General features: G+C 55.7%; 10 protein-coding genes. 1 reads left to right on the top strand and 9 read right to left on the bottom strand.

Annotation, left to right across the window (positions count from 1 at the left end; all coding sequences use genetic code 11):
- Window positions 1–46 precede the first annotated feature (46 nt).
- Window positions 47–1660, top strand: a complete 1614-nt coding sequence (locus tag PLH32_08935) for an OmpA family protein (GenBank protein ID HQJ64725.1) — start codon at window positions 47–49, stop codon at window positions 1658–1660.
- A gap of 75 nt (window positions 1661–1735) precedes the next feature.
- Here PLH32_08935 and PLH32_08930 read toward each other — a convergent pair whose 3' ends face one another.
- From PLH32_08930 to PLH32_08890, 9 genes are all read right to left on the bottom strand, one after another.
- Complete coding sequence (locus tag PLH32_08930) at window positions 1736–2392, bottom strand: hypothetical protein (GenBank protein HQJ64724.1); 657 nt, start codon at window positions 2390–2392, stop codon at window positions 1736–1738.
- Window positions 2393–2551: 159 nt separating this feature from the next.
- The gene (locus PLH32_08925) at window positions 2552–2704 is read right to left on the bottom strand and encodes a hypothetical protein (GenBank protein ID HQJ64723.1); all 153 of its coding nucleotides are present in this window, start codon (window positions 2702–2704) and stop codon (window positions 2552–2554) included.
- Between the two features lie 86 nt (window positions 2705–2790).
- A complete protein-coding gene (locus tag PLH32_08920) occupies window positions 2791–4671 on the bottom strand; it encodes a PorV/PorQ family protein (GenBank protein HQJ64722.1) in 1881 nt (626 codons plus the stop codon).
- A 57-nt stretch (window positions 4672–4728) separates the two neighbouring features.
- Complete coding sequence (locus PLH32_08915; protein ID HQJ64721.1) at window positions 4729–7641, bottom strand: hypothetical protein; 2913 nt, start codon at window positions 7639–7641, stop codon at window positions 4729–4731.
- Window positions 7642–7733: 92 nt separating this feature from the next.
- A complete protein-coding gene (locus PLH32_08910; GenBank protein HQJ64720.1) occupies window positions 7734–8642 on the bottom strand; it encodes a bifunctional enoyl-CoA hydratase/phosphate acetyltransferase in 909 nt (302 codons plus the stop codon).
- Window positions 8639–9079: a VapC toxin family PIN domain ribonuclease gene (locus PLH32_08905; GenBank protein ID HQJ64719.1), complete on the bottom strand. Its 441-nt coding sequence runs from the start codon at window positions 9077–9079 to the stop codon at window positions 8639–8641. The genes PLH32_08910 and PLH32_08905 overlap by 4 nt, the downstream gene beginning before the upstream one ends.
- Window positions 9076–9318, bottom strand: coding sequence for an Arc family DNA-binding protein (locus PLH32_08900; GenBank protein ID HQJ64718.1), 243 nt, complete (start codon window positions 9316–9318; stop codon window positions 9076–9078). The genes PLH32_08905 and PLH32_08900 overlap by 4 nt, the downstream gene beginning before the upstream one ends.
- A 149-nt stretch (window positions 9319–9467) precedes the next feature.
- A complete protein-coding gene (gene buk, locus PLH32_08895) occupies window positions 9468–10538 on the bottom strand; it encodes a butyrate kinase (GenBank protein ID HQJ64717.1) in 1071 nt (356 codons plus the stop codon).
- 10 nt (window positions 10539–10548) lie between these two features.
- A complete protein-coding gene (locus tag PLH32_08890; GenBank protein HQJ64716.1) occupies window positions 10549–11070 on the bottom strand; it encodes an adenine phosphoribosyltransferase in 522 nt (173 codons plus the stop codon).
- Window positions 11071–11080 lie beyond the last annotated feature (10 nt).

Genomic DNA, 11080 nt, shown 5'->3' with positions numbered 1-11080 from the left:
TTTAAAAGAGTAAATCAATCCATCAACTCTTAAGGAGGAAAACAGAATGAAAAAGTACGGGGTGCTCGTTGCGTTGGCTTTAGGAGTGGTTTGCTTGATTGTTGCGCCGCTTCAGGCTCAATATCAGGCCCAGGGGTTGAAGGGGGGCCTTGGCATTGGGGCTACGGCTGGCAAGACCGATGCCGATGGCTCGCTTTCCAAGCTGAACAAGGATGCGGTAGGCATTCAGAGCCGCGCGTTCATCCGGTATGGTATTGGCAGCGGCCTCCTTCAGGCCGAGTTGGGTATTGGATCCGGAAATTTGGTCAACAAAACCTATAAAACACATTTTGTTCCCGCCGATATCCGCATGCTGGTCAGTCCCATCAAGTTTTCATCCTGGAATCCCTACCTCTACGGCGGCATCGGGGCCTTTTTCTACAAGCATAATGAAATCCCCGTAATCGCCGCCCTGGATGATCCCGGCGAGAAGATCACGCAGGTGATTCCGGTTGGCCTTGGCCTCCAGTTCAAGGTCGGCGAGAAGACCGCCTTTGAAATCAGCGGCGGCTACAATCTCACCATGAAGGATGATATCGAGTACCTGGTCCAGGGTGAAGACAGCAAGGATGGATATTACAGCATCCTGATGGGTTTCACCTATGGCGGCTCGGAAGACGGCGATGCCGATAAGGATGGCCTGAGCAACAAGCTTGAAAAAGAGATTGGCACCAACAAGAAGCTGGCGGATACCGATGGTGACGGACTGACCGATGCCGAAGAGTATCTCAAATTCAAGACCAATCCCCTGGTGGCCGACACCGATGGCGATGGCCTCAGCGATGGGGACGAGCTTCGCAAGTATCGCACTTCTCCGGTCGAGGCGGATACCGATGGCGATGGCTTGACCGATGCTCAGGAAGTGCAGAAATACCTGACCGATCCGTTGAAAGCGGACAGTGATGGTGATGGCCTCAGCGACAGTGCCGAGATCAACACCAACAAGACCGATCCGATGAAAGCGGACAGCGACGGCGACGGCCTCTCGGACGGGGACGAAATCAACAAGTATAAATCCAATCCCCTCCTCAGCGACACGGACAAGGATGGTCTGAGCGACGGAGACGAGGTGAAAAAATACGGCTCCTCGCCCGTTAAGCCGGATACCGATGGCGACGGACTGGGAGATTATCAGGAAGTGACCCAGTACAAAACCAATCCGGCCAGGATGGATACCGACGGTGGCACTATTGCCGACGGTGTTGAGGTTAATCGCGGCACTAATCCGCTGGATGCCAATGATGATTTGGAAAAAGAGGAAAAGATCAAGGGCGCGGTCGGAACCGAGATCATCCTTGAGGGCATCGTCTTCGCTAGTGGCAGTGCGCAGATCAAACCCGAATCCAAGGTGACGTTGGACAAGGTTGCCAAAACCCTGATCGAAAATCCCGAGATCGAGGTCGAGATCCAGGGCCACACCGACAATGTGGGCAAGCATGACGCGAACGTCCGCCTTTCCAAGGCGCGCGCAGAGTCGGTTGCCAAGTATCTGGTCGGTAAAGGCATTGCGGCCTCGCGGATGGTGACCAAGGGCATGGGGCCGGATCGTCCGGTAGCCAGCAACGATACCCCCGAAGGTCGCCAGCTGAACCGCCGTATCACCTTCACCCGCATCAAATAATTATCCCCAAAGGGCATTAAAAAAGCGTCCGGCTTCTGGAGCCGGACGCTTTTTTTTATCCATACGGATGCTACTCTATTTTTGCGAAGCCTTTTCGTATTCGCTCACCAGATCCTTGAACCGGCTATCCTCAGTCATATCCTCCTTCAAGGGAACTTGGCGGCTGCTAGAGCCGATGATCTTGCGTTTCTTGTCCAACTGCAAGGTCAGTATCCCCACATATTTGCCCATCGAAGGTGTGCTGACGATCGGCAGGGGCTCGTTTTGGCCGTTTTGGCTGGCCACCAGGTAATTCTCTCCCCCCATGACGACAATATCAAAGCCGGGTACACCTTGCAGCACACTTTTCATCTTTTCATGCTTTCCATAGTAGAGCAGGATCACCAGATCGGCTTTTTGGCGAACCCACGGCATGATTTCTCTGGCCGCTTCTACCGGATCACGGTAAACCAGTTCCGGCTCGCCCGGTCGGTTGACAAAGAGCTGTGCAAGCTGATTGTCGGTGAGCCCCACGATAGCCACCGTGATTTTTTTGAAGGCGGGCTTGTGGGCGCCCGGTCTCGCTTCCAGTTCGCGGATCAGATAGGGTGCGAAGACGGTTTTACTGGAGTCTTTGTAAGCGACATTGCCGCAGAGAAAAGCAAGATGGAACTCCTGGGCCAGTTCCCTGAGTGTAGCTGGCTTGTTGCCCCACTCTCGGTAGCCGAGATTGAGCGCAGAATACTGGAGCATGCTCAATCCTCTGACCAGGAAACGGTTTTGCAGCTGACTGAAGGGATCAAAGCCGCGGGCAAATCCCCCGGCATCGACCAGAAGCGAGAAATCACCGCTCGGGATATCGGTTTCGAGAAAACTGGCCCGCCGGGCCAGTCCGCCGTAGCGCGCCGACTTTCAGCCGCAGGGGGTAAGGTAGCCAATGAGATCGTTGGAGTAATAGAGATTCAGTACAGCGGCCGTGCCTTGCTGTGCGTAGCTCGTGCCGTTCCAAATCGTGGCCAGGGAGAGTATCATCGCGGCGAAGGTGAACTGTCGTTTTAATGTCATGGCGCTCCTCAGGGTTGACCGGTGTGTTCCATTGCATTTGAGGGGAGAGGATTGATGGTTTTAACGCCCTCCCCCCTCTTCAGGTTTCATTTTGACGAGATAATAATGAAATTATCCTGCCCCGTCACCTTGAGGTCGATGGCCCGGTTTAGATCGAATACGACGCGGGAGAAACCTTCGGCATGATATCCAAGCCTGGCCCTGATGAAGGGGCCGCGATTCAACTCATAGCTGGTGATATCATTCAGCAAGAAGACCTTGGGAAAGTCGATAGCCAGCCGTGGCGGATTGTCCAACTGGTCGGTCTTAAATGTTACCTTGCCGTTGCAGATGATGCGCACGGTCTGCTCATCGATGACCTCGACCGACTTGATAGCGGTGCCTTCAGGGATCTCCGGCACGGTATCCATGGTGTAGAGCAGGAACTCGACGCGACGGTTGCGGAAGCGCCCGGCGGGCGTTTCGTTCGAGGCAATCGGCTTCGATTCGCCATAGCCGACAGGCATGAAGAACCGTGAACGGCCCACCTTCTCCTTATCGATCAGGAAGACCATGACACTGTCGATACGCCGCTGAGAAAGCCGGATATTGTATTCCTCGGTGCCGATATAATCGGTGTGACCGGAGAGCTGGACCTTCGCCTCAGGATAGGTATTGAGGATATCCGCAACCTTGTGCATAGTCGCGAATTCTTCAGGTCGAATCCGGGCCTGGTCAAAATCGAAATTGATGCGCATGCTGACCAGAATCTTTTCGCGGGTCTTGGGCTCAACTTCGATTTTGCCTTCGCTCTCGGCGGCAATTTTCTTGATGCGCGCCAGCCGCTCTGCGATCTCTTCCTCCATGGCGCGGGCCCGTTTTTCCGCTTCCGCTGCCGCCTTGCGCGATCTCTCGGCGGCCTCCAGCTGTTCCTTCAGGAGATCATCGGCGCCGCTGCGGTCAACGGCCATCATCGCGTTCATCCCTGGTTCGGTTTCCCCAAAACGGATCAGCACCGAGAAGCGGTGCGCCGCATCCTCGAACTCATCAAGGGGTGCGTAAGCGTAATCAAAGCGGATGCGGGAACGGCCTAGCCATTCGGCGGGCATGTTCAAGCCGAGACCGGCCGACCAGCGCGAAGCCTCGATGTCATGGATCTTATAGCCGCCGCGCAGGGCGATCAGGTCGCTGATGACGAACTCGCCCCCGGCAAAATAGCGCGGTTTTTCATCCAGGGTATAGGATGCATCGCCGGCCAGATTCAGCTGGAAATCGCTCGAGAGCGGGAAACGTAATGCCACGCCGCCGCGATAGGTCTGCGGCAAGGTGAGGCTTTGACTGGACAGTTCGATTTTGGTAAAACCGATATTCTGGGCAGCCGCCGCCAGGCCGAAAAAGCGGTAGATAAAGTGCAGACCGATGTCGGCGCCATAAGCGGTGCTCCGCTCGCCAATGAGATCCTGGTGCAGCATCTTGAAAGCGGCCCCCAGGGAGAGCTGGCTTGCCTTGATTTTCAAACCCTTGGCATAACCAAGCGTCAGGATCACATCGTTGCTCGATGCGCTGCCTCCGGTTTGTTGAAAATTCTCATCCAGTTCGATGATCTTGCCTTCATCGAAATAGCCCAAATCGGCCGAAAAAACGCCCAATTTGGTGGGCAGGGCCGCCGCGGTTCCCCCCTGCCGAGTGTCATCGATCCAGTTATGCAGGTTGAAGGCGAGCTGGGGCTTGCTCATCAAGCCGGGCGCAGCTGGATTGTAGCGTAGCCCGGTGATTTCGCCACCGCCAAAAACGGAATAGGCCTCACCCATCCCGACCGCACGGGCGATGGAGCTGACGCGCAAAAAGGGGGCACCATGGAAGCCTATGCCCTTGTTGTCCTGAGCAACGGCTGGAGCAGTGGCCACCACCGCAAGCAGGCCGAAAAAAAGCCCGGTCCGGCCGATCCTGGGAACCCATTTGAGCGATGAGGAAGAATAGTATCTCATTTTATCTCCAATGCCAAGTCGTTGAAATAGACCAATTGCGAATTGGTTTCTCTTCGCTTACCGGATGATGACAAATTTACATAAATAATTGATCCTTCTAGAGGGGCTCGTGAGGCCCCGGGTCTCGGCATTTACCTTGGCCCAATAGGTCCCGCTGCTGACCTCCTGCCCGCCATCGTTTCTCAAATCCCACCACAGATCCGAGTTGGTCACACTGACGTTGTTTTCGGTACGGAAGCTGAAATCGACGCCGGGGAGCAGGGTGCGCACCCGTTCACCTGCGAGATTAAAGATTTCGATAGAAGAGACCGCAAGCGAATCGGTGCTGAATCCGACGCGCAAGCGGAATTTGCCGTTTCGGTCGGCATGATAGGGGTTGGGGCCGATCTCGGCTCCTGCAGGCTTGCGGCCGTAGAAAATGTATATGCTGTCACGGGCGCTGGTATCGCTCTGCGTCGGAATCAGCACATAGCGGGTCAGGGTGAGGTTGTCGACATACTCAGCCGCCACGCTGTGTCCGGGCATGGTCTCTATTTCGCCATTGCCGCGAATGCCGTTGTTGCTGTGCCGGATGGGTACACCGGTCTGGGTGATGAATTCACTTGAGTTAAAGCGTCCGCCACTCGCCACCTCGTAGAGAGTGAGCTCCTCACGGTCCATTGTGACATTATCGAAGAGCGCAACATGGAGGGTTTCCTGGCGGTCCGGATCGAGGTTGTGATCTGATTCGTTCTTGATGCGCACGAATAAGGTATCTCCGAAATTGGCCTTGGCGATTTCCAGTTTGCGGGTATTTTCGATGGTCATCAGCCCGGTGGTATTCTTGACGACGAGAATGGTATCCTGCGAAGCATCCAGCGCCGTCATCGAGTCCTGATAGCTTACCACCAGATGATCCCGATCCTGGGCCTCCATGATATTATTGTCAGGTACCGCCTTCGTGTTGATCAGGATAGGGATGGCCTTCGAGGAGAAAAAGCCGCCTAGGGTGAGCAGTTTCAGATCGACCTTGACTGAATCCTTTGTCCCGAGGGCCCGAACTGTGACCCTGTAAGTGCTGCGGAAGGGTTCCAGATCGGGATCGCGCAACAGAATGTACACGCTGTCGACGAAGCTTTCTGTCGAAGGGAGGGTCGTCGTGGTACGGTAATAGGCTTTGGGATTAGCATTGCGGTCGGTGAAGGTGATGCTGGAGTTGGCTGTAGGGATGGCATCCCAGGTGATCTCCCAGTTGTCCATGATCGGTGTCATCGAGGAGTTGCCTGTGGAGAGGCTGGCGACCAGATAGATGGACTGAATCCCCTTGAGCGCTGGGAGCGAGGAGAGGGTGATTTCATTGGATTCGCTCAGCTTGCTGGCAGTAAAGCGCTCAAGGATCTGCGAGTTCTTGGCGTTGAGGATACGCACTTCGATGTCAACCGCCGCCCGTTTTTCGACCTCTTTGGCCAGGATGGTCTTGAACGAGAGCTTGTTCCATTGCGAGACCAGTTTACCCGCAGATTCGGAGATGATGGGCGAGAAAAAGTAGGATTCGGTCCGATAAACATCATAGTAATGATGGACGACGGATACTCCCCGAATAATAGCTGTTTGCAGCGGATCCTTGGTCTTTAGCAGCGCACGAAACTGATACCAGCGGTGCCCGGTATGCACCGGATTCAATGCGCTGCCGGATCGGGTATACCAGCTATCCTTGCCGTTGGGGCCGAACCAGGTGGCGCCATCGAGGGCAAAGGCTGATTCCGCCGTGCGTAACTGAAACCAGGCCGAAGTTGTGCCTGCGACGGTATCGGCCTTCCAGAAGAGCGAGTCGAAGACCGAAGAATGATACTCGCCGAGATCGTAGGCGCCCGATACTACATAAGCCTCGGTATAGGCCAACCGCGCCGGATAGTTTTCGTAAACGGTCAGTGTACGGCCGTTCTCGATGCGATCAACATCGCGCAGCCCCTTGAGGCGGCGGTGGAACTGCCAGACGATGCGGCCCGTCTGGTCCACCTCGATAATGCGCTCATTGCCGGCATCGGCGATGATTACGTGGTTCGTTTCCTCAACCAAATCCGCGTCCGTGGGCAGCTTGAGCCCGACAGCGCCGCTGTCCGCAACTCCGGTACGTCCGAACTGCCACAGGATCGATTTCGAGGTGCGGTCCACCAAGATGACCCGGTGATTGCCTTGATCGGTGATCAGAATGGAGTTGTTGGTGTTGTTATACTGAATGTCCACCGGTGATTTGAGGACATCGGAACCCAGTTCCCAGAGAATGTTGTTGGTATTGGAATCGACGATGATGACGCGGTTGTTGCCCTTGTCTGCAATGATGTATTCGCTGGTTCCCGGAATCTTCTCGGCATCCTCCGGGCTGCGGAGCTGGTTGAAGCCGTTGCCCTCGCGATACAGGGGATCGCCGTATTTCCAGTCGATTTTGCTGGTCTCTTTGTCAACCGTGATGACCCGGTTGCGATCCTGATCGGTGATCACCACCTTGAAATAGCTAGTCGCGATGTCCCGATAAATGAAGGCGTCAACCGGTTTGTTGAGATATTTTTCATCGGTCGGGTCCGTGGCGCTCTGCGGTGGTGGAAAGGACCAGGTTTCGACCGACGTGTTGGCATTGAATTCGAACACCCGACGCCCCAATCCGTCGGTAATCAGATAGAGGGTTTGCCCATTCAGAGTGCGACTGTCGATATCCTCGGCAGAGGTGATTGCATTCCGGTAAGGGTAGCTCCATTCCAGGCCAGAGAGGCGGTAATCGATCGTGGAGTCCTTGCCGGAAACCCCGTAAATGGGTTCAAGCGTGCCGATATCGCTCAGCATGGTACCCGGTCCCTTGATGGTGGTAAGAAAGAGGGGATCACCATCCTTAAATTGTCCGGGTGTAGTTTGCGCCGCCGAGGTCAACGGAAGCAGCAGAATGAGGGCGATGTACAAGGCTGGACGATGTGGAAAGAGGGACCCTTTTTTCATGATTCATCCCGTCCTTTTAATCCGAAATGAGGCCGTCAATAATTAATTATTTACTGAATTTCTCCGAAAAAAGGCGAAATATCGCCTCGAGATCAAAGCCGGACACTGGTGGCCATGGCCAGCACAATGGACAAGAATTTGGACTCCTCACTGTCAGCCCGACTGGTTAAAATGATCGGGGACTGCGCTCCGACAATGATGCCAGCGGTCCGCGAACCTCCAAGGTAGGTCAGGGTTTTGTAAAAGACATTGGCGGCTTCGATGTCAGGCATAATGAGGATATCCGCCTCTCCTCCTACCGGACTGCGGATGCCCTTGACTTCGCAGGCCCTGGAGCTGACAGCATTGTCGACCGCCAGCGGGCCATCGACGATCGCTGCACCGAACTGGCCGCGCGCCGCCATCTGGGAGAGCGCCGCTGCATCAACCGTGCATGGCATCGATTCAAAGTTGACTTTCTCAACAGCCGCGATGATAGCTACTTTGGGCTTTTCGATCTCAAGCAAGCGCGCCGCTGCCAGCGCATTTTCGGTGATCGCGGTTTTAGCGGCGAGATCGGGTGCAATATTCATCGCAGCATCGGACATCAAGAGGAGCTTGTGGTAGGCAGGGACTTCAAAAGCCGCCAGATGGCTGAGGAGCTTACCGGAACGCAGCCCAGCCTGCTTGTCCAGTACCCCCTTGAGCAATGTCGCTGTGGTGCATTTCCCCTTCATCAGGGCGTTTGCCATCTGCTGGCGGACCAACTGAACCGCAATCGCCACCGATTCCTGTTCTCCATTAGCCTGTACAATATCAAAATGGGAGAGGTCGATCGCGTGCTCCCGGGCCACAGCGAGAATAGCCTGCTTGTCACCGACCAATACGGCATCGGCAATACCGCGCTCAAACGCCAGGGCAACCCCCTGGAGGACGTCCTCATCCTCCGCCATGGCCACCGCAATAGTCCGCTTGACTTTTCCCGTAACCCTTTTTAAAAGTCCATCAAAAGAGGCGTTCATGAAAGCTCCGATTGCAGCGATTCGTCGACGAGCGTCATCTTGATATAACTTTCAGGTTTTATTGCAATCGACGGAAACTTGTGGAGATATACCTTGTCCGTGGTCACCAGAGGAACGCCCTGTTCGAGGGCCAGCGCGGCATACTCCGCGGCATAGGCCGAGCAGTCGTATTTCCCTGCCACCGTGAGGATCTCCAGCGAGGGGATGTCGAACTGACCGCCCTGCATCAGGTTCTCCGCCTCCTGCATGATCAGGCTGGCCTGGCGCAGGGAGAGCACATTCTTGCGCAGGTAGTGCGCCAGCAGCTGGCGGAATTCACTGCGCCACAGCAGAGGGGCGATCCACTCGTCATCTTTTTGAAAAACCAGTCGTACTACATGCGTATGATCGCTCTTGAGCAGCAGGGCGGCGACCATTTGGGCATCAACAACGATCATGAGCGCCCCTCGTCCATAACCTTATCTAAGCCGGACTCGCCGAGAACCGGCAAATCGAGGCCCTTTTGCAGCTGTTCGACGCGCCTTAGAAAGGTGCCCGAGTCAATCCTCTGGCTGCAAATCGCCCGTTCGATACAGACGATAATCTCACTGTTGATGCTGCGACGATTATCCTTAGCGCTTTGCTTGAGTTTTTTGTAAAGATCGGGGGGGATTTTTTTTACGGTGATGGTTTGCATGGCCTGTTCCCAAAAGGTTCTACTTTGGAACCATAATGGAATATAGCGGTTTTTGGCGTAATTGTCAAGTAAAAATTGAAGTTAGCATAAAAAAGCGGCTGGAAGAGAGTACCCCTCCAGCCGCCGAAACGAGCCAACGTTGGCACTAGTTACACTTCATACGATTTAGCGGTTTCCTCGCCGCGAAGAACACGCAGGGCGCCCAAAGCCAGAGCCTCCATCTCCTCCTCTCCCGGGAAGAGCAGCAGCGGAGCAATAAAGCCAACGCGTTCGCCGATCAGCGCCACGAAACGGCGGTCATGAGCAATGCCACCGGTCAAGATGACTGCATCGACGGCGCCGCGAAGAACCGTTGCCATGCTGCCAATTTCCTTGGCGATCTGCCCGGCCATCGCGGTGTAGACCAGCAGGGCCGTCTCATCCCCCCCATCGATGCGCGCGACCACCTGGCGCATATCATTGACGCCGAGATAGGCGACAACGCCGCCCTGTCCGGTGATCATCCTGGCGATTTCTTTTTCAGTGAATTCTCCGGAAAAACAGAGATCCGCCAGCGCACGCGCCGGCAACGTTCCGCTACGTTCCGGAGAGAAGGGGCCGTCGCCATTGAGGGCATTATTGACATCGACCACCCGGCCGCGGGCATGCGCAGCCACCGAGATACCTCCTCCGAGATGGGCGATCACCAGATTGAGCTGGTCATATGGTTTCCCCAACTGAGCCGCGGCCTTGCGAGCCACGGCTTTATGGTTGAGCGCATGAAAAATGGATTGTTTGGGCAGTCGGGGGTGTCCGGTGAGACGGGATTCGGGCAATAATTCATCGACCACCACCGGATCAACGATATAGGCGGGGCGGCCTTGCAGGGAGGCCAGATTGAAAGCGAGAATAGCCCCTAAATTGGAGGCATGCTCGCCAAATTCGGCTCTCTCCAATTGCTCTAACATCGACGGGCCCACCAGATAGGTGCCGCTGGTGACCGGGCGCAGCAACCCGCCCCGGCCGACGAAGGCATCCAGTTCCTCAAGGGCGATCCCCCTCTTCTCCAAGACCCCCTGAATGGCCTGCTGGCGCCAGGCGTACTGGCTGAATATGGTGGCAAAGGGGCTCAATTCGGCTGCCGAATGGCTCAGGGTCTCGGTAAAGCGCCCTTCTTCATCCTCATAGAGGGCGATTTTGGTCGAGGTGGATCCGGGATTGATGGCGAGGATCTTGAACATGAACACTCCGTTATTCGGATTCGACGTGAATGAGGGACTCGACCCGCACCGGTTTCAGCTGCTCCCGGCCTTTGAGAAAATCAAGTTCGATCAGGAAGCAACATCCGACCACTTCGGCACCCAGCTGCCGGGTCAGCGCGATGGCCGCGCCGGCGGTGCCGCCGGTGGCGAGCAGATCGTCCACCACCAGCACCCGCTCTCCCGGAAACAAGGCATCGATGTGCATCTCCAGGGAGTCGCTGCCGTACTCCAGAGCATAAGAGGCGCTGATCGTTCTCCAGGGCAGTTTGCCCGGCTTGCGCACCGGCACCATGCCCACCCCCAGTTCATATGCCAGAATACCTGCAAAGATAAAGCCGCGCGCCTCGATGCCCAAGACCTTTCCGATCTTTTCCCCCGCGAAACGGCTTAGCATTTGGGCAGCCGCTTCGCGCAGCGCCGGACCGTCCCCCACCAGGGTGGTGACATCCTTGAAGATGATTCCTGGCTTTGGGAAATCTGGGATACTGCGAATCTTGTTTGCCAGATTCATGAACCGTCCT

Source organism: bacterium (assembly GCA_035419245.1).
In the GTDB taxonomy this organism is placed as follows: domain Bacteria; phylum Zhuqueibacterota; class Zhuqueibacteria; order Residuimicrobiales; family Residuimicrobiaceae; genus JAKPUX01.
This window is presented reverse-complemented; position numbering and strand designations above follow the sequence as displayed.

Excerpts from the sequence above, each read along its gene's own strand:
- PLH32_08935 (HQJ64725.1), top strand. The coding sequence starts at position 47 with ATGAAAAAGTACGGGGTGCTCGTTGCGTTGGCTTTAGGAGTGGTTTGC.
- PLH32_08930 (HQJ64724.1), bottom strand. The coding sequence starts at position 2,392 with ATGCTCCAGTATTCTGCGCTCAATCTCGGCTACCGAGAGTGGGGCAAC.
- PLH32_08925 (HQJ64723.1), bottom strand. The coding sequence starts at position 2,704 with ATGACATTAAAACGACAGTTCACCTTCGCCGCGATGATACTCTCCCTG.
- PLH32_08920 (HQJ64722.1), bottom strand. The coding sequence starts at position 4,671 with ATGAGATACTATTCTTCCTCATCGCTCAAATGGGTTCCCAGGATCGGC.
- PLH32_08915 (HQJ64721.1), bottom strand. The coding sequence starts at position 7,641 with ATGAAAAAAGGGTCCCTCTTTCCACATCGTCCAGCCTTGTACATCGCC.
- PLH32_08910 (HQJ64720.1), bottom strand. The coding sequence starts at position 8,642 with ATGAACGCCTCTTTTGATGGACTTTTAAAAAGGGTTACGGGAAAAGTC.
- PLH32_08905 (HQJ64719.1), bottom strand. The coding sequence starts at position 9,079 with ATGATCGTTGTTGATGCCCAAATGGTCGCCGCCCTGCTGCTCAAGAGC.
- PLH32_08900 (HQJ64718.1), bottom strand. The coding sequence starts at position 9,318 with ATGCAAACCATCACCGTAAAAAAAATCCCCCCCGATCTTTACAAAAAA.
- buk (HQJ64717.1), bottom strand. The coding sequence starts at position 10,538 with ATGTTCAAGATCCTCGCCATCAATCCCGGATCCACCTCGACCAAAATC.
- PLH32_08890 (HQJ64716.1), bottom strand. The coding sequence starts at position 11,070 with ATGAATCTGGCAAACAAGATTCGCAGTATCCCAGATTTCCCAAAGCCA.